We start from the raw sequence: 21142 nt of genomic DNA on the forward strand, positions 1-21142 counted from the left end.
GCGCTGGTTGTCTTTGCGCGCCGCTCAATCTATTGGGGTTCTTCGTACATGTCTTTCAGACAAATCTGTTTCTGACCTCAACAATTAGGAGTCGTACCGTTGGTGCAGGGTCATTCGGCATGACGATGCGTAAAAAAATCCAATGGTGAAAAGGTGTTGCCGGCTTTGCCGCTATCGGACTCCGGGGTAGGACTGTTTTTGTTTGGAGAACCCTCAGCGCTGCTGTCTGCCGGGTGGCGGCCGGGTATATCCGGCGCATGCCCCGGCGTTGTGCCGGCCCTGGCATTCGCGGTACAGCCGCCTGTCGCGTTGTTCGGGCGATTCCTCGGAACTGCTGCGCTGGGTTGGAACACGGACCCGCTGTCCGCCTTTTTTGCGCTTGGCGCCTTGCGCGGCCGATGTGTCGGAGCGGTGAGGGCTCGCCTGGGCCGGCAGGGCCAGGCATAGGGCCGCGACCAGGCACAGCAGGGTGCATTGCTGCCGATGTGCGCGCCAGGTTGCAGCAGTGAATGAAAAACGCGTCGCCATGGTGTTGCCCTCCCGTGATCTATGAATGTCTGCAGGTTTCGCGGCATTCTGGGCGGGCTGTCGGCCGGCGCGGTGTGGGGCCACAAAGCATGTGTGGATGCTGGACAGGGCGCGCTTGTTATAATCCCAGGGTTTTGCATGGTGCAAGACGCACGTCGGGGCCTTTCCAGTCCCGGCGCAAGTAACCAAGGCTGCCTCCCTGCTTTTGTCTGTGAGGGGCCAATTTCAAAGGAAAAAAAATGATCGCATCTTCCGTGAAGGCTGAAGTCGTCAAGTCCAACGCACGCTCTGCCAACGATACTGGCAGCCCAGAAGTGCAAGTGGCTCTGCTGACCGCACGCATCAACGAGCTGACCCCTCACTTCAAGCAACACGCCAAGGACCACCACGGTCGTCGCGGCCTGCTGCGCATGGTGAGCCGTCGTCGCAAGCTGCTGGACTACCTCAAGTCCAAGGACGCTGATCGCTACACCGCACTGATCGCCAAGCTGGGCCTGCGCAAGTAAGCACGGTGGGAGATCAAAACGCCTGAGTTAGCCTGTCTAGCTCAGGCGTTTTTTACTTCGGAGAATGCAAGACAGAGCGAAGCTGTGTCATTCCAATGCTGCTGATTTGATAGCAGTGAATCCAGCACTGGAATGGCATCGTGTTCTGAATTGCTCTCCATCATGGCCCGATGAGTGCATCGGTCCACCCATTCCAAAGGAGCAACAATGTCCATCTTCAACAAAGTCACCAAGACCTTCCAGTGGGGCCAGCACACGGTCACCATGGAAACCGGCGAGATCGCCCGCCAGGCTTCCGGCGCCGTGCTGGTCAACATCGATGACACCGTGGTGCTTGCCACCGTGGTGGCGTCCAAGCAGGCCAAGTCCGGCCAGGACTTCTTCCCGCTGACCGTCGATTACATCGAGAAGACCTACGCCGCAGGCAAGATCCCCGGCAGCTTCTTCAAGCGCGAAGCCAAGCCCAGCGAACTCGAAACCCTGACCAGCCGCCTGATCGACCGCCCGATCCGCCCGCTGTTCCCCGAAGGTTTCTACAACGACGTGCACGTGGTCATCCACACCGTGTCGCTGAACCCTGAAGTCGATGCCGACATCGCCGCCCTGATCGCCACCTCGGCTGCCCTGTCCGTGTCGGGCATTCCCTTCAATGGCCCCATCGGTGCTGCCCGCGTGGGTTACATCAATGGCGAGTACGTGCTCAACCCCGGTCAGACCCAGCGCAAGGATTCGCAGATGGATCTGGTCGTGGCCGGTACCGAAGCCGCCGTGCTGATGGTGGAGTCCGAGGCGCAGCAACTGCCTGAAGACGTGATGCTGGGCGCCGTGGTCTTTGGCCACGAGCAAGGCCGCATCGCCATCGAAGCCATCCACGAGCTGGTGCGCGAAGCCGGCAAGCCCGTCTGGGACTGGGTCGCTCCCGCCAAGGATGAAGAGCTGATCGCCAAGGTGGCGGCACTGGGCGACGAAGCCCTGCGCACGGCCTACCAGATCCGCAACAAGCAAAGCCGCACGCAAGCCTGCCGCGAAGCCTACGCCGCCGTGAAGGCCGGCCTGACGGCCCAGGGCGTGGAGTTCGACGGCGTCAAGGTCGAAGGCATGCTGTTCGACATCGAGGCACGCATCGTTCGCAGCCAGATCCTGGCCGGCGAGCCGCGCATCGACGGCCGTGACACGCGCACCGTGCGCCCCATCGAAATCCGCAACTCCGTGCTGCCCCGCACGCACGGCTCGGCCCTGTTCACGCGCGGCGAGACGCAGGCCCTGGTCGTGTCCACGCTGGGCACCGAGCGCGATGCACAACGCATCGACGCGCTGGCTGGCGAGTTCGAGGACCGCTTCCTGTTCCACTACAACATGCCTCCCTTTGCCACCGGCGAAGTGGGCCGCATGGGCTCGACCAAGCGCCGCGAAATCGGCCACGGCCGTCTGGCCAAGCGCGCCCTGGCGGCCTGCCTGCCCAGCAAGGAAGAATTTCCCTACACCATCCGCGTGGTGTCGGAAATCACCGAGTCCAACGGCTCCTCGTCCATGGCTTCGGTCTGCGGCGGCTGCCTGTCGATGATGGATGCAGGCGTTCCGATGAAGGCCCACGTGGCCGGCATCGCCATGGGCCTGATCAAGGAAGACAACCGCTTCGCCGTGCTGACCGACATCCTGGGCGATGAAGATCACCTGGGCGACATGGACTTCAAGGTGGCCGGCACCACCAGCGGCATCACTGCGCTGCAGATGGACATCAAGATCCAGGGCATCACCAAGGAAATCATGCAGGTCGCCCTGGCCCAGGCCAAGGAAGCGCGCATGCACATCCTGGGCAAGATGCAGGAAGCCATGGGCGAAGCCAAGGCCGAGATCTCGTCCTTCGCTCCCAAGCTGTACACGATGAAGATCAACCCCGAGAAGATCCGTGACGTGATCGGCAAGGGCGGCTCCACCATCCGTGCGCTGACCGAAGAGACCGGCACGCAGATCGACATCGGCGAAGACGGCACCATCACCATCGCTTCCAGCGATGCCGCCAAGGCTGACGAAGCCAAGCGCCGCATCGAAGAGATCACGGCCGAAGTCGAAATCGGCAAGATCTACGAAGGCCCGGTCACCAAGATCCTGGACTTCGGTGCTCTCGTGAACCTGCTGCCCGGCAAGGACGGTCTGCTGCACATCAGCCAGATTGCCCACGAGCGCGTGGAGCGCGTCGCCGACTACCTGCAGGAAGGCCAGATCATCAAGGTCAAGGTCATGGAGACCGACGAAAAGGGTCGTGTCAAGCTGTCGCTGAAGGCGCTGACCGAGCGCCCTGCCGGCATGGAGCGCAGCGAGCGCCCCGCGCCTGCCGAGCGTGAGTTCCGCCAGCCGCGTGAGCCCCGCCAGCAGCGCGAGTTCCGCGAGCCGCGTGAACCCCGCGAGCCCCGTGACGGCGGCCGTCCGGCTGCCGAGGGCGAGCAGCAACAGCAACAGCAGCAGTAATGCCCGGCAAGGCCATTCCCCAAAAGGGGGGTAGCCTTGCAGGTGCATGTGGTGACTGGCAAAAAGCGCTGACCTGTTCAGCGCTTGTGGCATTTTTGACAGGGATTGCGAGGTCGAAAGATGGAAAAGCAAATCATGCGTGCCGTGGAACTCACGGACTTTGGTGCTCCCGAGGTATTGCGCCTGGGCGAGCGTCCGCTGCCCGTTGCGGGTGCGCAGGAGTTGCTGATCCAGGTGTCGGCCAGTGGTGTCAATCGCCCTGATGTGTTGCAGCGCAAGGGGCACTACGCTCCGCCGCCTGGTGCCTCCGACCTGCCCGGGCTGGAAGTGGCCGGGGTGATCGTGTCGGGCGACGACGAGGCCATGCGGCTGGCAGGCCTGCGCGTGGGAGACCGAGTGTGCGCGCTGCTGGCCGGCGGTGGCTATGCGGAGTACTGCGTTGCGCCCGTGGCCCAGTGCCTGCCCATCCCGGCAGGGCTCAGCGAGGTGGAGGCTTCGGCATTGCCCGAGACCTTCTTCACCGTCTGGAGCAATGTGTTCGACCGCGGTGCCTTGCAGGCGGGCGAAACCCTGCTGGTGCAGGGCGGCAGCAGCGGCATCGGTGTGACGGCCATCCAGTTGGCCAAGGCGCGCGGCGCCACGGTCATCGTGACCGCTGGCTCCGACGCCAAGTGTGCCGACTGCCTCAAGCTGGGGGCCGACCATGCCATCAACTACCGTACCCAGGACTTTGCCGCGGAGGTGCAGCGCATCACCGAAGGCAGGGGCGTGGACGTGATCCTTGACATGGTGGCGGGTGGCTATGTGGCACGCGAAGTGCAAAGCCTGGCAGAGGATGGCCGTCTGGTCATTATTGCTGTGCAGGGTGGCATCAAGGCGGAGTTCGACGCGGGCCTGGTCCTGCGTCGCCGTCTGCTGGTGACGGGCTCCACACTGCGTCCGCGGCCTGTGGCTTTCAAGGCAGCCATCGCCCAGGCCCTGCGCCGCGAGGTCTGGCCGCTCATCGAGGCAGGCGGCATTCGTCCTGTGATCCATAGCACCTTTGCTGCCGCTGATGCCGACAAGGCGCACGCGCTGATGGAGTCGAGTCAGCACACCGGCAAAATCGTTTTGACGTGGTAACCATGAAGAAGAAACTCATCGTCGGCAACTGGAAGATGAATGGCAGCCTGGCTGCCAATGCCGTTTTGCTCAAGGCCCTCAAGGAGGGTCTGCCCAAGGGGGGTAATGCGGGCGTGGCTGTGGCCGTGCCTGCCGTCTATCTGGCCCAGGCCCAGGCCGAGCTTGAAGGCTCGGCCATCGGCGTGGCCGCGCAGGACGTGTCGCAGCATGAATCGGGTGCCTATACGGGCGAGCTGTCGGCGGCAATGCTTCGGGATTTTGGCGTGCGCTATACGCTGGTGGGGCACTCGGAGCGTCGCCAATACCATGGCGAAACCGATGCCGTGGTGGCGCTGAAGGCGCAGGCTGCGCTGGCCAAGGGCGTCACGCCCATCGTCTGTGTGGGTGAAACGCTGGCGGAGCGCGAGGCGGGGCAGACCGAAGAAGTGGTCAAGCGCCAACTGGCGGCCGTAATCCACCAGGTGGGCCAGTGCATCAATGAGCTGGTCGTGGCCTATGAGCCCGTCTGGGCCATTGGCACCGGCAGGACCGCCACGCCGGAGCAGGCCCAGCAGGTGCATGCCGTGCTGCGCGCCCAGCTGGCGGCTGCCAGCCAGCAGGCCGATCGCATCGCCTTGCTGTACGGCGGCAGCATGAATGCCTCCAATGCAGCCCAGCTGCTGGCCCAGGCCGACATTGACGGTGGCCTGGTGGGCGGAGCGTCGCTCAAGGCGGCCGATTTCCTGACCATCATCGCTGCGGCCCAGTAAGCCGGGGCGGTTTTTCCATTCGCTTTTTTAGCTCTCGCGTTACTAGCAGGTACAACCAATGAATGCATTCGCAAGCGTGATCCTCGCCGTTCAGATGCTGTCGGCTCTCGGCATGATCGGCCTGATCCTGATTCAACACGGCAAGGGTGCCGACATGGGCGCCTCGTTCGGCAGCGGCAGCTCCGGCAGCCTGTTCGGTGCCTCGGGCAGCGCCAACTTCCTGTCGCGCTCCACGGCAGGCCTGGCCACAGTGTTCTTCGTGGCCACGCTGGCGCTGGCCTATCTGAGCAATGCGCGTCCCGTCAGCTCGGGCAGCGTGCTGGAAGGTGCCGCACCCATCACGGCGCCGGCTCCTGCGGCCTCTGGCGCTGCTGGCGAAGTGCCTGCTCCTGCTGCAGGCCAGGCGCCTGCTGCCGGTGCTGAAGGCGCTGCCCAGATCCCCACGAAATAATTTCGAACAAAGTCCTCGGTCCTCCGGGTCCGAGGGTTTTTCAGAGTAGAATCTAGAGATTGTTCGGTAGGCGGAATCTTTGCAACGGAGATAAAGAGCCAGCCGAAATCAAGACTTGCCGTCGTGGTGAAATTGGTAGACACGCTATCTTGAGGGGGTAGTGGCGAAAGCTGTGCGAGTTCGAGTCTCGCCGACGGCACCAAGATATAACTAAGAGCCTGCCCTGCTGATCAGGCTGATCGGTGCGGGCATGCCTTTCAAGGTAGCCGCACACGATGAACATCGACCAGTATCTTCCCGTTCTTTTGTTCATTCTCGTCGGCATGGGTGTCGGCGTAGTCCCCCTGGTACTGGGGTATGTGCTGGGTCCGAACCGACCCGATGCCGCCAAGAACTCCCCCTATGAATGTGGCTTCGAGGCCTTCGAAGACGCGCGCATGAAGTTCGATGTGCGCTACTACCTCGTCGCCATCCTGTTCATCCTGTTTGATTTGGAAATCGCCTTTCTGCTGCCCTGGGCCGTTGCGCTTCGGGACGTGGGTGGGGCTGGTTTCGCCGCTGTCCTTATTTTCCTGACCGTTCTCGTCGTGGGCTTTGTCTACGAATGGAAGAAGGGTGCGTTGGACTGGGACTGAAGCGGGTTCACTAAGGAAACACGATGATCGAAGGCGTGATGAAAGAAGGCTTCATCACCACGAGTTACGACTCTGTGGTGAACTGGGCCAAGACGGGCTCGCTGTGGCCCATGACATTTGGTCTGGCCTGCTGCGCGGTGGAGATGATGCACGCTGCGGCGGCGCGTTACGACATCGGTCGCTTTGGCTCGGAAGTCTTCCGTGCCAGCCCGCGGCAGTCGGACCTGATGATTGTGGCCGGCACCCTGTGCAACAAGATGGCGCCCGCCATGCGCAAGGTCTATGACCAGATGTCCGAGCCCCGCTGGGTCATCTCCATGGGCTCGTGCGCCAACGGCGGCGGCTACTACCACTACAGCTATTCCGTGGTGCGCGGCTGTGACCGCATCGTGCCGGTCGATGTCTATGTGCCTGGCTGCCCCCCCACGGCGGAAGCCCTGATCTACGGCATCATCCAGCTGCAGCAGAAGATCCGCCGCACCCATACCATCGCTCGCGTCTAAGGGCTAGATGATGACTGCTATTGCGATTCACCCCGAAGTGCTTCGGGATGTGGTGGCTGCTGCCTTGGGCGACAAGGCGCGCAGCGTGACCGTGGCCCTGGGCGAGGTGACGGTCGAAGTGTCCGCCGCCCAGTATCTGGAGGCCATGCAGGTTCTGCACACCGCCCCGGATTGCCGGTTCGAGGTCCTGGTGGACCTGTGCGGCGTGGACTACTCCACCTATGCAGAAGTCGGGCGTGAAGGCCCGCGCTTTGCCGTGGTATCCCACCTGCTGTCGATCAGCCTGAACCAGCGCCTGCGCGTTCGTGTCTTTTGCACCGACGACGATTTCCCGGTGGTGGCTTCCGTCACTTCCGTCTGGGCAGGTGCGAACTGGTTCGAGCGCGAGGCGTTCGACCTGTTCGGCATCGTCTTCGACGGCCATGACGACCTGCGCCGCATCCTGACCGACTACGGCTTCATCGGCCATCCCTTCCGCAAGGACTTCCCGCTGTCGGGCCATGTGGAAATGCGCTATGACCCCGAGCAACAGCGCGTGGTGTACCAGCCGGTCACCATCGAGCCCCGCGAGATCACGCCGCGGATCATCCGCGAAGACAACTACGGGGGCCTGCACTGAAGGCGCTCCAGGCGCCTTTTTGATGGACGACCATGGCTGAAATCAAGAACTATTCCCTGAACTTTGGTCCGCAGCACCCGGCAGCGCACGGCGTGCTGCGCCTGGTGCTGGAGCTCGACGGTGAAGTGGTGCAGCGCGCAGACCCGCACATCGGTCTGCTGCACCGTGCGACAGAAAAACTGGCAGAGAGCAAGACCTACATCCAGTCGCTGCCCTATATGGACCGGCTGGACTACGTGTCCATGATGTGCAACGAGCACGCCTACTGCCTGGCCATCGAGAAGCTGCTGGGCATCGAGGTGCCCATCCGCGCCCAGTACATCCGCGTGATGTATTCGGAGATCACCCGCATCATGAATCACCTGATGTGGCTGGGCTCCAGTGGCAACGATGCGGGCAGCTCCACGACGCTGATCTACACCTTCCGTGAGCGCGAAGACCTCATGGACATGTACGAGGCGGTTTCGGGCGCGCGCATGCACGCGGCCTATTTCCGTCCGGGCGGCGTCTACCGCGACCTGCCCGACACCATGCCGCAGTACAAGGCCAGCAAGGTGCGCAATGCGCGCTCGGTCGAGATCATGAACCGCAACCGCCACGGCTCGTTGCTGGACTTCATCGACGACTTCACGCAGCGCTTCCCCAAGTGCGCGGACGAGTACGAGACCCTGCTGACCGACAACCGCATCTGGAAGCAGCGCAACGTGGACATCGGCGTGGTGACGGCCGAGCGTGCCATGAACCTGGGCCTGACCGGCCCGATGCTGCGTGCCTCCGGCGTGGCCTGGGACATGCGCAAGTCGCAACCCTATGAGGTCTATGACCGCATGGACTTCGACGTGCCCGTGGGCAAGACCGGCGACTGCTACGACCGCTACCTGGTGCGCGTGGCCGAAATGCGCCAGTCCAACCGCATCATCAAGCAGTGCGTGGACTGGCTGCGTGCCAACCCGGGCCCGGTGATCGTGGACAACCACAAGATTGCCCCGCCGCCGCGCGAAGGCATGAAGTCCAACATGGAAGAGCTGATCCACCACTTCAAGCTCTTCACCGAAGGTTTCCGCGTGCCCGAAGGCGAGGCTTACGCGGCCATCGAACACCCCAAGGGGGAGTTCGGCATCTACATCGTGAGCGATGGGGCCAACAAGCCCTACCGCCTGAAGATCCGTCCGCCGGGATTCGCCAATCTGTCCGCCATGGACGAAATGTGCCGAGGCCACATGCTGGCCGACGCCGTGATGGTGCTGAGTACCCTGGACATCGTGTTTGGAGACGTTGACCGATGATTACCGAAGCGACCAAGGAGCGCTTTGCGCGCGAGGTGGCCAAGTACCCGGCCGACCAGAAGCAGTCTGCCGTGATGGCCTGCCTGTCCATCGTGCAGCAGGAGCAGGGCTGGGTCAGCGCCGAGAGCGAGGCCGTGATTGCCGAGTTCCTGGGCATGGCCGAGATCGCGGTGCATGAAGTCACCACGTTCTACAACATGTACAACCAGCGCCCCACGGGCACGTACAAGCTGAACGTCTGCACCAACCTGCCTTGCCAGCTGCGCGACGGCTACAAGGCGCTGCACCATCTGGAATCCCGCCTGGGCATCAAGATGGGCGAGACCACGCCTGACGGCATGTTCACGCTGCAGCAGTCCGAGTGCCTGGGCGCCTGCGCGGATTCGCCGGTGATGCTGGTGAACGACCGCTGCATGTGCAGCTTCATGAGCAACGAGAAGCTCGACGAATTGATCGACGGCCTGCGCGCCGCGGAGGGCAAGGCATGAACGCCGCCGCACAATCGGTCCTGGCCAAGTTTGCCTCTTCGGGCAGCGAAACCTGCTTTCACGACCGCCACATCAATCCGCAGATCTACGCCGACCTGACCGGCGCCAACTGGTCCATCAAGGACTACGAGGCACGCGGCGGCTATCAGGCGCTGCGCAAGATCCTGGGCAAGGATGGCAGCGAAGGCCTGACCCAGGACCAGGTGATCGCCACCGTCAAGGAATCGGGCCTGCGCGGCCGCGGCGGCGCAGGTTTCCCCACGGGCCTGAAGTGGAGCTTCATGCCCCGCCAGTTCCCTGGCCAGAAGCACCTGGTCTGCAACTCGGACGAAGGCGAGCCGGGCACCTGCAAGGACCGCGACATCCTGGTGCACAACCCGCACATCGTGATCGAGGGCATGATCATCGCCGCCTACGCGATGGGCATCTCCCTGGGCTACAACTACATCCACGGCGAAATCTTCGAAGCCTATGAGCGCTTCGAGGCCGCGCTGGAGGAAGCCCGCGCTGCCGGCTACCTGGGTGACAACATCATGGGCAGCAGCTTCAGCTTCCAGCTGCACGCGCACCATGGCTTCGGCGCCTACATCTGCGGCGAAGAGACGGCGCTGCTGGAGTCGCTGGAAGGCAAGAAGGGCCAGCCGCGCTTCAAGCCGCCGTTCCCGGCCAGCTTCGGCCTGTACGGCAAGCCGACCACGATCAACAACACCGAAACCTTTGCGGCCGTTCCCTGGATCATCCGCAACGGCGGCGCTGCGTACCTGGAGTGCGGCAAGCCCAACAACGGCGGCACCAAGATCTTCTCGGTCAGCGGTGACGTGAACCTGCCCGGCAACTACGAAGTGCCGCTGGGCACGCCCTTCAGCAAGCTGCTGGAGCTGGCCGGCGGCGTGCGCACGGGCCGCAAGCTCAAGGCGGTGATCCCCGGTGGATCGTCCTCGCCCGTGCTGCCGGCTGACATCATCATGGAATGCACGATGGACTACGATTCCATCGCCAAGGCCGGCTCCATGCTGGGCTCGGGCGCCGTGATCGTGATGGACGACTCGCGCGACATGGTCGAGAGCCTGCTGCGCCTGTCCTACTTCTACCAGCACGAGTCCTGCGGCCAGTGCACCCCTTGCCGCGAAGGCACGGGCTGGCTGTGGCGCGTGGTCAACCGAATCGAGCACGGCGAAGGCCGTCCTGAAGACATCGAGCTGTTGGACTCGGTGTCCGTGAACATCATGGGGCGCACGATCTGTGCGCTGGGCGATGCGGCAGCGATGCCTGTGCGCGCCATGATCAAGCACTTCCGCCACGAGTTTGAAGCGAAGATCCAGAACGCTTCCAAGCAGACGGTCCACGCCGCCTGATCGCGAGAAAAGCATATGGTTGAAATTGAACTGGACGGAAAAAAGGTGGAGGTCGCCGAAGGCTGCATGGTCATGCATGCAGCCGAGAAGGCAGGCACCTACATCCCGCATTTCTGCTATCACAAGAAACTTTCCATCGCCGCCAACTGCCGCATGTGCCTGGTGGATGTGGAAAAAGCCCCCAAGCCCATGCCCGCCTGCGCCACGCCCGTGACGCAGGGCATGATCGTGCGCACCAAGAGCGAGAAGGCGATCAAGGCACAGCAGTCGGTGATGGAGTTCCTGCTCATCAATCACCCGCTGGACTGCCCGATCTGCGACCAGGGCGGCGAATGCCAGCTGCAGGATCTGGCCGTGGGCTACGGCAGCTCCGCCTCGCGCTACGAGGAAGAAAAGCGCGTGGTCTTCCACAAGGACGTGGGCCCGCTGATCTCCATGCAGGAGATGAGCCGCTGCATCCACTGCACCCGCTGCGTGCGCTTCGGACAGGAAGTGTCCGGCGTGATGGAGCTGGGCATGATCAACCGCGGCGAGCACTCCGAGATCACCACGGTGGTGGGCGATACGGTGGACTCCGAGCTGTCGGGCAACATGATCGACATCTGCCCCGTGGGCGCGTTGACCAGCAAGCCCTTCCGCTACAGCGCCCGCACCTGGGAGCTGTCGCGCCGCAAGTCGGTCTCGCCCCATGATTCCACGGGTGCCAACCTCATCGTCCAGGTCAAGAACCACAAGGTTCTGCGCGTCGTGCCCTTCGAGAACGAAGAGGTCAACGAGTGCTGGATCGCCGACCGCGATCGCTTCTCCTACGAAGCCCTGAACAGCGACGAGCGCCTGACCCGCCCCATGCTCAAGCAAGGCGGCGAGTGGAAGGAAGTCGATTGGCAGACCGCCCTCGAATACGTGGCCAACGGCCTGCGCCAGATCAAGAACGACCATGGCGCCTCCGCCATCGGTTCGCTGGTCAGCCCGCACAGCACGCTGGAAGAGCTGTACCTGGCCGGCAAGCTGGTGCGCGGCCTGGGTAGCGAAAACATCGACTACCGCCTGCGCAATGCCGAGTTCACCGCCGCCCAGGGCGTGCAGTGGCTGGGCACGCCCATCGCGTCGCTGTCCAAGCTGCAAGGCGTCCTGGTGCTGGGCTCCAACCTGCGCAAGGACCATCCGCTGTTCGCGCAGCGCATCCGCCAGGCGGCCAAGCAGGGCTGCGCCGTGCTCGCCATCAATGAGCGTGTCTACGACTGGGCCATGCCGGTGACGGCGTCCATCGTGGCCGCCCCGGACTGGGCCCAGGCGCTGGCCGATGTGGCCGCCGCCGTGGCGCAGGAAAAGGGCGTTGCCGCTCCCGTGGCCGCCGCCGACGTGCATGCCGAGGCCCAGGCCATCGCCGCCGCGCTGCTGCGCGGCGAGCGCAAGGCCATCTTGCTGGGCAATGCCGCTGCGCACCACGCACAGGCATCGACCCTGCTGTCGCTGGCCAACTGGATTGCCGAGCAGACCGGCGCCTCGGTCGGCTACCTGACCGAAGCCGCCAACACGGTGGGCGCACAGTGGGTGGGCGCACAGCCTGCCGCTTCGGGCCTGAACGCAGGCCAGATGCTGGCCGGCGGCCTCAAGGCCGTGCTGCTGCTGAACAACGAACCCGTGTTCGACTCCGCTGCCGGCGCCCGCGCCGCAGAGGCACTGGGCAAGGCCGAGATGGTCGTGACCCTGAGCCCCTTCAAGGCCAACATGGAATTCAGCGACGTGCTGCTGCCCATCGCCCCGTTCACGGAAACCTCGGGCAGCTTCGTCAACGCCGAAGGCCGCCTGCAGAGCTTCCACGCCGTGGTCAAGCCGCTGGCCGAAGCCCGTCCGGGCTGGAAGGTGCTGCGCGTGCTGGCCAACCTGCTGGGCGTGCAGGGCGTGGACTACGAGACGTCGCAGGACGTGCTCGCAGCCGCCACGGCCGCTGCCACCAGCGTGCCGGCCAACCTGCTGGGCAACGGTGCTCCTGCCGTGAATTCCATCGCCAACGGTGCCGGCCATGCCGCGCCCGTGGTGGCCAGCATTTATCAGCTCGACAGCATCGTGCGCCGCGCGACATCGCTGCAACTGACGGCAGATGCACGTCAGGCTCGTGAGGGAGGCGCCGCATGATAGACGCACTCAAGACGGCCGGTGCCGGCCTGATCGCCGCACCCTGGTGGACCGACGTGGCTTGGCCCGTGCTCTGGATCCTGCTGGGCATCGTTGCCATCGTCGCCCCGCTGATGGGCGCCGTGGCCTACCTGACGCTGTGGGAGCGCAAGCTGCTGGGCTTCATGCAGGTTCGCATGGGTCCCAACCGCGTGGGTCCCTTCGGTCTGCTGCAGCCTCTGGCCGACGGCCTGAAGCTGCTGACCAAGGAACTGATCCAGCCCACGGCTGCTGCCAAGGGCCTGTTCTACGTGGGCCCGGTGATGGCCATCATGCCCGCCCTGGCGGCATGGGTGGCGATCCCCTTCGGTCCCGACGTGGCCCTGGCCAACGTCAATGCCGGCCTGCTGCTGATCATGGCCATCACGTCCATCGAAGTCTATGGCGTGATCATTGCGGGCTGGGCCTCCAACTCCAAGTACGCCTTCCTGGGCGCGCTGCGTGCCTCGGCACAGATGGTCAGCTATGAAATCGCGCTGGGCTTCTGCTTCCTGGTGGTGATCATGGTCACGGGCAGCATGAATCTGACGCAGATCGTGCTGAGCCAGGGCCAGGGCCAATTCGCCAGCATGGGTGTCAGCGTCCTGTCGTGGAACTGGCTGCCGCTGCTGCCGATCTTCGTGGTGTACCTGATCTCGGCCGTGGCCGAGACCAACCGCCACCCCTTCGACGTGGTCGAAGGCGAAGCCGAAATCGTGGCCGGCCACATGGTCGAGTACTCGGGCATGGGCTTTGCCATCTTCTTCCTGGCCGAATACGCCAGCATGTGGCTGGTGTCCATTCTGGCCGTGGTGATGTTCCTGGGCGGCTGGCTGCCTCCGTTCGACTTCCTGTCGTTCATCCCCGGATGGATCTGGCTGGCGGCGAAGACTTTCCTGGTCGTGTCCATGTTCATCTGGATCCGTGCCACCTTCCCGCGCTTTCGCTATGACCAGATCATGCGTCTGGGCTGGAAGATCTTCATTCCCGTCACCCTGGTGTGGCTGGTCGTCGTGGGTGGCTGGATGCACTCGCCTTGGAACATCTGGAACTGAGCGGAGCAAGAATGTCTGCGGTTGCTGCTACCCCATTTTCGATCAAAGATTTCCTCAAGAGCTTCATGCTCTGGGAACTGGCCAAGGGCATGGCCCTGACTGGCCGCTACACCTTCCGCCGCAAGGTCACGGTGCAGTTCCCCGAGGAAAAGACACCCCTGTCGCCGCGTTTTCGCGGACTGCACGCCCTGCGCCGTTATGACAACGGCGAAGAGCGCTGCATTGCCTGCAAGCTGTGCGAGGCGGTGTGCCCGGCCATGGCCATCACCATCGAGTCCGATGTGCGTGACGACGGCTCGCGCCGCACCACGCGCTACGACATCGACCTGACCAAGTGCATCTTCTGCGGCTTCTGCGAGGAAAGCTGCCCGGTGGACTCGATCGTCGAGACGCATATCTTCGAATACCACGGAGAAAAGCGCGGCGACCTGTACTTCACCAAGGACATGCTGCTGGCCGTTGGCGATCGCTACGAACCCGAGATTGCCGCCGCCAAGGCTGCGGACGCCAAGTACCGCTGAAGCGGCTCCTTGATCACTTGAAAAGATTCGATCCATGGACGCCAAAACTGGTTTCTTCTATCTGTTCTCGGTCGTGCTGCTGTTTGCAGCCTTCCGGGTCGTCACGGCACGCAACCCCGTGCATGCCGTGCTCAACCTGATCCTGGCCTTCTCGCAGGCTGCCGGCATCTGGCTTCTGCTCAAGGCCGAGTTCCTGGGCGTGACCCTGGTGCTGGTCTACCTGGGCGCCGTGATGGTGCTGTTCCTGTTCGTGGTGATGATGCTGGACATCCGCATCGACGCCGTGCGCCAGGGGTTCTGGAAGCATTTCCCCTTCGCTGCCCTGATCGGCGCACTGATTGCCTTTGAAATGGGCATGGTGCTGATGGGCGGCTTCAGCGGCGTCGAGGAGCCCAAGGCCATTGCGGCCACGGTCAACGCTGCCGGCCAGACCGTGCAGTACTCCAACACCCAGGCCCTGGGCAAGCTGCTGTACACCGAATACCTGTACCCCGTCGAGATCGCTGCCGTGATCCTGCTGGTGGCCATGATTGCCGCCATCGCCCTGACCCTGCGCAAGCGCAAGGACAGCAAGGCAGTGAACCCGGCCCAGCAGATCCGCGTGCGCGCAAAGGATCGCCTCGAGCTGGTCAAGGTGCCGGTCACCCAGGCGCCGCAGGCACCGGCCGCCGAGGCAACCCCCGCCGTGGAGACAAAAGCATGACGTTGACTTTGGGCCATTATTTGACGCTGGGCGCCATGCTGTTCGCGCTCTCCGTCGTTGGCATTTTTCTGAACCGCAAGAACCTGATCGTGCTGCTGATGGCCATCGAGCTGATGCTCCTGGCCGTCAACACCAACTTCGTGGCGTTCTCCAGCTATCTGGGTGACATGCACGGCCAGGTGTTCGTGTTCTTCATCCTGACAGTGGCAGCCGCCGAGTCGGCCATCGGTCTGGCGATCCTGGTGCTTCTGTTCCGCAACAAGACCAGCATCAATGCGGAAGATCTCAACTCCCTCAAGGGTTGAGTCCGCCGTAACTTGCAAGGTTCTTAAGAATGAGTCAAACACTCTCTGCATCCATGCTCCTGGCGGTGCCGCTGGCACCGCTGGCGGGCTCCGTGCTCGCGGGCATCTGGGGCACGGCCTTCGGCGGCAACAAGATCGGTCGCGGCGGCAGCCATACCCTCACCATTGCGGGCGTGCTGATCGCCTTCATCCTGTCGGCCATCACGTTCAACAGCGTGATCTTCGACGGCGCGCGTTTCGACCAGTCCATCTACACCTGGATGGAAATCGGCGGCCTGAAGATGGAGGTCGGTTTCCTGATCGACAGCATCACGGCCATGATGATGTGCGTGGTGACCTTCGTGTCGCTGATGGTGCACATCTACACCATCGGCTACATGCAAGAAGATGACGGCTACAACCGTTTCTTCTCCTACATCTCGCTGTTCACGTTCTCCATGTTGATGCTCGTCATGAGCAACAACCTGCTGCAGCTGTTCTTCGGCTGGGAAGCCGTGGGCCTGGTGTCCTACCTGCTGATCGGCTTCTACTACAACAAGCCCACGGCCATCTTCGCCAACATGAAGGCCTTCCTGGTCAACCGTGTGGGTGACTTCGGCTTCATCCTGGGCATCGGCCTGATCGCTGCCTACACCGGCACCATGAACTACGGCGAAATCTTCGCCAAGCTGCCCGAGATCCAGAACACCCTGCTGCCGGGCACCGGCTGGCTGCTGGTGACGGTGACGGCCATCTGCCTGTTCATCGGCGCCATGGGCAAGTCGGCACAGTTCCCGCTGCACGCCTGGCTGCCCGATTCGATGGAAGGCCCGACCCCCATCTCGGCACTGATCCACGCCGCCACCATGGTGACGGCCGGCATCTTCATGGTCTCGCGCATGTCGCCGCTGTACGAGCTGTCGGACACGGCACTGAGCTTCATCCTGGTGATCGGCTCCATCACGGCGCTGTTCATGGGCGTGCTGGGCATCATCCAGAACGACATCAAGCGCGTGATCGCGTACTCCACGCTGTCGCAGCTGGGCTACATGACCGTGGCCCTGGGTGCCTCCGCCTACTCGGTGGCCGTGTTCCACCTGATGACCCACGCCTTCTTCAAGGCCCTGCTGTTCCTTGGCGCCGGCTCGGTGATCATGGGCATGCACCACAACCAGGACATCCGTTGGATGGGCGGCGTGCGCAAGTACATGCCCATCACCTGGATCACCTTCCTGCTGGGCAACCTGGCGCTGATCGGTACGCCGTTCTTCTCGGGCTTCTACTCGAAGGACGCCATCATCGAAGCCGTGCACGCCACGAACCTGCCGGGCGCAGGCTTCGCGAACTTCGCGGTGCTGGCCGGCGTGTTCATCACGGCCTTCTACTCCTTCCGCCTGTACTTCATCGTCTTCCACGGCAAGGAGCGCTACGACCAGAACCCGGACGCGCACCACGATGACCATCATGCCCATGACGACCACCACGGCCATGGCCACGATGCCAAGCCGCACGAGTCGCCCCTGGTCGTGACCGGTCCGCTGATGCTGCTGGCCATCCCCTCGGTGGTGATCGGTGCCATCGCGCTGATGCCCATGCTGTTCGGTGACTTCTTCAAGGGCGTGATCCACGTCGATGGCGCAAAGCACGGCGCCATGGCCGAACTGGCCGAGAAGATCCACGGCTGGGTGCCCATGGCACTGCACGGCTTCACGGCCGCGCCGTTCTGGCTGGCACTGGCAGGCGTCGTCGTCTCCTACCTGTTCTACATGGTCAAGCCCGAAGTCCCTGCGGCCATCAAGTCGGCCATGCAGAAGATCGGTGTCTACCAGGCACTGGAAGGCAAGTACGGCGTGGACTGGGTCTACGAAAACATCTTCGCCCGTGGTGCTCGCGCCTTCGGCAGCTTCTTCTGGAAGGTCGGCGACCAGGCCATCATCGATGGCGCCATCGTCAACGGTTCGTGGAAGCTCATCGGCCGCATCGGCCAGTGGGTGCGCAAGCTGCAGTCGGGCTATCTCTATCACTACGCGTTGGTCATGCTGCTGGGCGTGTTCGCTCTCATGACGTATTTCGTGTGGCTCAACAAGTAGTAGAGGAAGAACAAAAATGCATTGGTTGAGTCTTTCAATCTGGGTGCCGATCGCATTCGGCGCCCTCCTGCTGGCCCTGGGCCGCGAGGATCAGGTCAAGGCAGTGCGCTGGCTGGCCCTGGTCGGCGCCCTGGCCGGCCTGGCGGTCACGCTGCCGCTGATCCAGCAGTTCGACAACAGCACGGCTGCGATGCAGTTCGTGGAGAAGGCGCTGTGGATCGAGCGCTTCAACATCTACTACCACCTGGGCGTGGATGGCATCTCGTTCTGGTTCGTGCCGCTGACGGCCTTCATCACCGTGATCGTCGTGATCGCGTCGTGGGAGAACATCACCGAGCGCGTGAACCAGTACATGGGCGCGTTCCTGATCCTGTCCGGCCTGATGGTCGGCGTGTTCAGCGCACTGGACGGCCTGCTGTTCTACGTGTTCTTCGAAGCCACGCTGATCCCGATGTACCTGATCATCGGTATCTGGGGCGGACCCAACCGCATCTACGCGGCCTTCAAGTTCTTCCTGTACACGCTGATGGGTTCGCTGCTGACCCTGATCGCGATCATCTATCTGTACACCCAGTCCGGTGGCAGCTTCGAGATCCTCGACTGGCACAAGCTGCCGCTGTCCATGACGGCCCAGACGCTGATCTTCTTCGCCTTCTTCGCGGCCTTCGCCGTGAAGGTGCCGATGTGGCCGGTGCACACCTGGCTGCCCGACGTGCACGTGGAAGCGCCCACCGGCGGTTCCGCCGTGCTGGCCGCCATCATGCTCAAGCTCGGTGCCTACGGTTTCCTGCGCTTTTCCATGCCCATCGCCCCTGATGCATCGCACAAGTGGGCCTGGCTGGTCATCGCGCTGTCGCTGGTCGCCGTGATCTACGTGGGCGTGGTCGCCCTGGTGCAAAAGGACATGAAGAAGCTGGTGGCCTACTCGTCCGTGGCCCACATGGGCTTCGTGACCCTGGGCTTCTTCATCTTCAACCCGCTGGGCGTTGCCGGCGGCATCGTGCAGATGATTGCCCACGGCTTCGTGTCGGGCGCGATGTTCCTGTGCATCGGCGTGCTCTATGACCGCGTGCACTCGCGTGAAATCGCCTCCTACGGCGGCGTGGTCAACACCATGCCCAAGTTCGCGGCCTTCGCACTGCTGTTCGCCATGGCCAACTGCGGCCTGCCCGCAACGGCCGGCTTCGTGGGCGAGTGGATGGTGATCCTGGGTGCCGTCCAGTACAACTTCTGGATCGGCCTGGGCGCTGCCACGGCGCTGATCTTTGGCGCCGCCTACACCCTGTGGATGTACAAGCGCGTCTACCTGGGTCCGGTCACCAACGACAATGTGCGCGGCCTGACCGACATCGGCAACCGCGAGTTCCTGGTGCTGGGTCTGCTGGCCATCGCCGTGCTGTACATGGGTCTGTATCCCAAGCCCTTCACTGACGTGATGGATGTGTCCGTGGCCGAGCTGCTCAAGCATGTGGCCATGAGCAAGCTGCAGTGACCAGACTGAAACGAGAGAATCGAGATGATTGACAACATCAGCTGGCTGGCCATCTATCCGGAGATCCTTCTCCTGGTCATGGCCTGCGTGATCGCCCTGGTGGACCTGGGCGTCAAAAGCCCGCGCCGCACGGGCACCTATGTTCTGACGCTGCTGACCCTGGGCGTGGTGGCCGTGCTGCAAGGCATGTACGCCTCCAGTGGCAACACGTTCTATGGCTGGGGCAACATGGTGGTCTCCGACGCCATGGGCAACTGGCTCAAGTGCTTCGCCACCGTGGCCATGATGGTCACCCTGGTCTACGGCCGCCCCTACGCCGCCGACCGCGACATGCTGCGCGGCGGCGAGCTGTTCACGCTGGCCATGCTCGCGCTGCTGGGCATGTTCATCATGATCTCGGGCAACAACTTCCTGGTCATCTACCTGGGCCTGGAGCTGCTGACGCTGTCCAGCTACGCCCTGGTGGCCCTGCGCCGCGACCACACGGCGTCGGTCGAGGCCGCGATGAAGTACTTCGTGCTCGGCGCCATGGCCAGCGGCTTCCTGCTGTACGGCATGTCCATGCTCTACGGTGCGACCGGCTCGCTGGACATCGGCCAGGTCTTCAAGGCCATCAACTCGGGCGAGATCAAGCACCAGGTGCTGGTGTTCGGCCTGGTCTTCGTGGTCTCCGGCCTGGCCTTCAAGCTGGGCGTGGTTCCCTTCCACATGTGGGTTCCCGACGTCTACCAGGGCGCTCCCACGGCCATCACCACCATGATCGGTGGCGCGCCCAAGCTGGCCGCCTTCGCCATCGTCATCCGCCTGCTGGTGGACGGCCTGCTGCCGCTGGCCATCGACTGGCAGCAGATGCTGGCGGTGCTTGCCATCGCCTCGCTGCTGGTCGGCAACCTGGCCGGCCTGCAGCAGACCAACCTCAAGCGCATGCTGGCCTACTCGACCATCTCGCAGATGGGCTTCGTGCTGCTGGGCCTGATGTCGGGTGTGGTGGATGGCAAGGTCGATCCGGCCACCATCGAGAACGCCTACAGCTCGGCCATGTTCTACGTGGTGACCTACGTGCTGACCACGCTGGCCGCCTTCGGCGTGATCCAGCTGCTGGCCCGCGAAGGCTTCGAGAGTGAAGAGGTCGCCGACTTTGCCGGCCTCAACCAGCGCAGCCCGCTGTATGCCGGCGTGATGGCGATCTGCCTGTTCTCCATGGCCGGTATCCCCCCCCTGGTGGGCTTCTACGCCAAGCTGTCGGTGCTGCAGGCGCTCGTGGCATCGGGCCACAGCCTGTACATCGCGCTGGCCGTGTTTGCCGTGGTCATGTCGCTGATCGGCGCCTTCTACTACCTGCGCGTCGTCAAGGTCATGTACTTTGACGAACCCATCACCGCCACCAGCGTTTCCGCTTCGCTGGACGTGCGCGTGGTGCTGACCCTCAACGGCGCCCTGGTGCTGGGGCTGGGCCTTCTGCCGGGTGGCCTGATGGCCCTGTGCGCCGACGCCGTCGTGCGCGCCCTGGCTTCCTGATCCACTTTCCCGATGCGGGGCCCTGCACGCAGGGCTCCGCGGTGAGGACATCGGCTTGTCGCAAACCGCTTCGATCTGGCTCGTGATATTGGCTGCCCTTGTGGCAGCCAATTTGCCTTTCTTCAATGCCCGCTGGCTGCAGCTGGGGCCGCTGCGCGCCCAGCGCAAGCCGCTGGCCATGTGCCTGCTGGAGATGGTGCTGCTGTACTTCATCGTCGGCGGCGTGGCGCTGCTGCTGGAGCGCCGCGTGGGGCAGATCGCGCCCCAGGGCTGGGAGTTCTATGCCGTCACGGGAGCGTTGTTCCTGACGCTGGCCTTCCCCGGTTTCGTCTATCGTTTCCTGATTCACCGCCGCGGCTGAGGCTGCGGTGCCGGTTGTCTCATGGGTGGGGGTGCGTGATGAAAGTGCTCGACCTGCATTGCCCGCACGGCCATCTGTTCGAGGGCTGGTTCGCCTCGGAAGATGATTTCCAGGGCCAGCTGCAGCGCCAGCTGGTGCTGTGCCCCGTCTGCGGCCACAGCGACATCACCAAGCGACTGAGCGCCCCCCGCATCAATCTTGGCGCCAAGCCCGCAGCCACGCCCCCGGCTGCGGCGGCTGAGCCTGCTGC

22 protein-coding genes and 1 tRNA gene are annotated in these 21142 nt (G+C 63.4%); 22 read left to right on the forward strand and 1 reads right to left on the reverse strand.

The features are described 5' to 3' along the window. Positions 1 to 213 precede the first annotated feature (213 nt). The gene (locus ACM14_RS32755) at positions 214 to 528 is read right to left on the reverse strand and encodes a hypothetical protein (protein ID WP_082848287.1); all 315 of its coding nucleotides are present in this window, start codon (positions 526 to 528) and stop codon (positions 214 to 216) included. A 239-nt stretch (positions 529 to 767) separates the two neighbouring features. Here ACM14_RS32755 and rpsO point away from each other — a divergent pair, with 239 nt between their 5' ends. The 22 genes from rpsO to ACM14_RS19750 all read left to right on the forward strand — a co-directional run. Next, a complete protein-coding gene (gene rpsO, locus ACM14_RS19645; protein WP_012206984.1) occupies positions 768 to 1034 on the forward strand; it encodes a 30S ribosomal protein S15 in 267 nt (88 codons plus the stop codon). A gap of 207 nt (positions 1035 to 1241) precedes the next feature. Continuing rightward, positions 1242 to 3503 (forward strand): polyribonucleotide nucleotidyltransferase, encoded by a 2262-nt coding sequence (gene pnp / locus ACM14_RS19650; protein WP_013801059.1) that lies wholly within the window; start codon positions 1242 to 1244, stop codon positions 3501 to 3503. Between the two features lie 120 nt (positions 3504 to 3623). Continuing rightward, positions 3624 to 4625 carry an NAD(P)H-quinone oxidoreductase gene (locus tag ACM14_RS19655; protein ID WP_012206982.1) on the forward strand — a complete coding sequence of 334 codons (1002 nt, stop codon included), beginning with the start codon at positions 3624 to 3626 and terminating at the stop codon, positions 4623 to 4625. Positions 4626 to 4627: 2 nt separating this feature from the next. Next, complete coding sequence (tpiA, locus tag ACM14_RS19660; RefSeq protein WP_065347083.1) at positions 4628 to 5374, forward strand: triose-phosphate isomerase; 747 nt, start codon at positions 4628 to 4630, stop codon at positions 5372 to 5374. Positions 5375 to 5432: 58 nt separating this feature from the next. Then, positions 5433 to 5825: a preprotein translocase subunit SecG gene (gene secG / locus ACM14_RS19665; protein WP_012206980.1), complete on the forward strand. Its 393-nt coding sequence runs from the start codon at positions 5433 to 5435 to the stop codon at positions 5823 to 5825. Positions 5826 to 5942: 117 nt separating this feature from the next. After that, positions 5943 to 6027 (forward strand) — tRNA-Leu (locus tag ACM14_RS19670). 73 nt (positions 6028 to 6100) lie between these two features. Further along, positions 6101 to 6460, forward strand: coding sequence for an NADH-quinone oxidoreductase subunit A (locus ACM14_RS19675; protein WP_012206979.1), 360 nt, complete (start codon positions 6101 to 6103; stop codon positions 6458 to 6460). A 23-nt stretch (positions 6461 to 6483) separates the two neighbouring features. Further along, positions 6484 to 6963, forward strand: a complete 480-nt coding sequence (locus ACM14_RS19680; protein WP_012206978.1) for an NADH-quinone oxidoreductase subunit B family protein — start codon at positions 6484 to 6486, stop codon at positions 6961 to 6963. 10 nt (positions 6964 to 6973) lie between these two features. Next, on the forward strand, positions 6974 to 7582 hold the full coding sequence (locus ACM14_RS19685; protein ID WP_043783660.1) for an NADH-quinone oxidoreductase subunit C: 609 nt from the start codon (positions 6974 to 6976) through the stop codon (positions 7580 to 7582). 32 nt (positions 7583 to 7614) lie between these two features. Beyond that, complete coding sequence (locus ACM14_RS19690) at positions 7615 to 8868, forward strand: NADH-quinone oxidoreductase subunit D (RefSeq protein WP_013801061.1); 1254 nt, start codon at positions 7615 to 7617, stop codon at positions 8866 to 8868. Next, positions 8865 to 9356: an NADH-quinone oxidoreductase subunit NuoE gene (gene nuoE, locus ACM14_RS19695; protein ID WP_012206975.1), complete on the forward strand. Its 492-nt coding sequence runs from the start codon at positions 8865 to 8867 to the stop codon at positions 9354 to 9356. Before ACM14_RS19690 ends, nuoE begins: the two co-directional genes overlap by 4 nt. Continuing rightward, positions 9353 to 10711, forward strand: a complete 1359-nt coding sequence (gene nuoF / locus ACM14_RS19700) for an NADH-quinone oxidoreductase subunit NuoF (protein WP_034396578.1) — start codon at positions 9353 to 9355, stop codon at positions 10709 to 10711. The genes nuoE and nuoF overlap by 4 nt, the downstream gene beginning before the upstream one ends. A 15-nt stretch (positions 10712 to 10726) precedes the next feature. Continuing rightward, positions 10727 to 12850 (forward strand): NADH-quinone oxidoreductase subunit NuoG, encoded by a 2124-nt coding sequence (nuoG, locus tag ACM14_RS19705; RefSeq protein ID WP_013801063.1) that lies wholly within the window; start codon positions 10727 to 10729, stop codon positions 12848 to 12850. Next, on the forward strand, positions 12847 to 13923 hold the full coding sequence (gene nuoH, locus ACM14_RS19710) for an NADH-quinone oxidoreductase subunit NuoH (RefSeq protein WP_013801064.1): 1077 nt from the start codon (positions 12847 to 12849) through the stop codon (positions 13921 to 13923). Before nuoG ends, nuoH begins: the two co-directional genes overlap by 4 nt. An 11-nt stretch (positions 13924 to 13934) precedes the next feature. After that, a complete protein-coding gene (nuoI, locus tag ACM14_RS19715; protein WP_012206971.1) occupies positions 13935 to 14444 on the forward strand; it encodes an NADH-quinone oxidoreductase subunit NuoI in 510 nt (169 codons plus the stop codon). A 34-nt stretch (positions 14445 to 14478) separates the two neighbouring features. Continuing rightward, on the forward strand, positions 14479 to 15147 hold the full coding sequence (locus ACM14_RS19720; protein WP_012206970.1) for an NADH-quinone oxidoreductase subunit J: 669 nt from the start codon (positions 14479 to 14481) through the stop codon (positions 15145 to 15147). Next, positions 15144 to 15452: an NADH-quinone oxidoreductase subunit NuoK gene (gene nuoK / locus ACM14_RS19725; RefSeq protein WP_012206969.1), complete on the forward strand. Its 309-nt coding sequence runs from the start codon at positions 15144 to 15146 to the stop codon at positions 15450 to 15452. Before ACM14_RS19720 ends, nuoK begins: the two co-directional genes overlap by 4 nt. Before the next feature lie 29 nt (positions 15453 to 15481). Further along, positions 15482 to 17521, forward strand: a complete 2040-nt coding sequence (gene nuoL, locus ACM14_RS19730) for an NADH-quinone oxidoreductase subunit L (protein WP_013801065.1) — start codon at positions 15482 to 15484, stop codon at positions 17519 to 17521. A 16-nt stretch (positions 17522 to 17537) separates the two neighbouring features. After that, entirely contained in the window at positions 17538 to 19013 is a 1476-nt protein-coding gene (locus ACM14_RS19735; protein WP_012206967.1) for an NADH-quinone oxidoreductase subunit M, read from the forward strand. A gap of 24 nt (positions 19014 to 19037) precedes the next feature. Continuing rightward, positions 19038 to 20531, forward strand: coding sequence for an NADH-quinone oxidoreductase subunit NuoN (gene nuoN, locus ACM14_RS19740; protein WP_012206966.1), 1494 nt, complete (start codon positions 19038 to 19040; stop codon positions 20529 to 20531). A 55-nt stretch (positions 20532 to 20586) separates the two neighbouring features. Then, the gene (locus tag ACM14_RS19745; protein ID WP_012206965.1) at positions 20587 to 20892 is read left to right on the forward strand and encodes a DUF2818 family protein; all 306 of its coding nucleotides are present in this window, start codon (positions 20587 to 20589) and stop codon (positions 20890 to 20892) included. A 38-nt stretch (positions 20893 to 20930) separates the two neighbouring features. After that, positions 20931 to 21142: DUF1178 family protein (locus tag ACM14_RS19750; RefSeq protein WP_139093471.1), on the forward strand; the 212-nt coding region annotated here is incomplete at its 3' end.

Origin of the sequence: Delftia sp. JD2, assembly GCF_001682645.1 — a bacterium.
GTDB lineage: Bacteria > Pseudomonadota > Gammaproteobacteria > Burkholderiales > Burkholderiaceae_C > Comamonas > Comamonas acidovorans.

Bases quoted from the DNA above. Each gene is read 5' to 3' on its own strand.
- nuoE (WP_012206975.1), top strand. From the start codon at position 8,865: ATGATTACCGAAGCGACCAAGGAGCGCTTTGCGCGCGAGGTGGCCAAG.
- ACM14_RS19685 (WP_043783660.1), top strand. From the start codon at position 6,974: ATGACTGCTATTGCGATTCACCCCGAAGTGCTTCGGGATGTGGTGGCT.
- nuoN (WP_012206966.1), top strand. From the start codon at position 19,038: ATGATTGACAACATCAGCTGGCTGGCCATCTATCCGGAGATCCTTCTC.
- nuoH (WP_013801064.1), top strand. From the start codon at position 12,847: ATGATAGACGCACTCAAGACGGCCGGTGCCGGCCTGATCGCCGCACCC.
- ACM14_RS32755 (WP_082848287.1), bottom strand. From the start codon at position 528: ATGGCGACGCGTTTTTCATTCACTGCTGCAACCTGGCGCGCACATCGG.
- pnp (WP_013801059.1), top strand. From the start codon at position 1,242: ATGTCCATCTTCAACAAAGTCACCAAGACCTTCCAGTGGGGCCAGCAC.
- secG (WP_012206980.1), top strand. From the start codon at position 5,433: ATGAATGCATTCGCAAGCGTGATCCTCGCCGTTCAGATGCTGTCGGCT.
- rpsO (WP_012206984.1), top strand. From the start codon at position 768: ATGATCGCATCTTCCGTGAAGGCTGAAGTCGTCAAGTCCAACGCACGC.
- ACM14_RS19675 (WP_012206979.1), top strand. From the start codon at position 6,101: ATGAACATCGACCAGTATCTTCCCGTTCTTTTGTTCATTCTCGTCGGC.
- ACM14_RS19655 (WP_012206982.1), top strand. From the start codon at position 3,624: ATGGAAAAGCAAATCATGCGTGCCGTGGAACTCACGGACTTTGGTGCT.
- ACM14_RS19680 (WP_012206978.1), top strand. From the start codon at position 6,484: ATGATCGAAGGCGTGATGAAAGAAGGCTTCATCACCACGAGTTACGAC.
- nuoF (WP_034396578.1), top strand. From the start codon at position 9,353: ATGAACGCCGCCGCACAATCGGTCCTGGCCAAGTTTGCCTCTTCGGGC.
- ACM14_RS19735 (WP_012206967.1), top strand. From the start codon at position 17,538: ATGCATTGGTTGAGTCTTTCAATCTGGGTGCCGATCGCATTCGGCGCC.
- ACM14_RS19690 (WP_013801061.1), top strand. From the start codon at position 7,615: ATGGCTGAAATCAAGAACTATTCCCTGAACTTTGGTCCGCAGCACCCG.
- ACM14_RS19720 (WP_012206970.1), top strand. From the start codon at position 14,479: ATGGACGCCAAAACTGGTTTCTTCTATCTGTTCTCGGTCGTGCTGCTG.
- nuoI (WP_012206971.1), top strand. From the start codon at position 13,935: ATGTCTGCGGTTGCTGCTACCCCATTTTCGATCAAAGATTTCCTCAAG.
- nuoG (WP_013801063.1), top strand. From the start codon at position 10,727: ATGGTTGAAATTGAACTGGACGGAAAAAAGGTGGAGGTCGCCGAAGGC.
- nuoK (WP_012206969.1), top strand. From the start codon at position 15,144: ATGACGTTGACTTTGGGCCATTATTTGACGCTGGGCGCCATGCTGTTC.
- nuoL (WP_013801065.1), top strand. From the start codon at position 15,482: ATGAGTCAAACACTCTCTGCATCCATGCTCCTGGCGGTGCCGCTGGCA.
- tpiA (WP_065347083.1), top strand. From the start codon at position 4,628: ATGAAGAAGAAACTCATCGTCGGCAACTGGAAGATGAATGGCAGCCTG.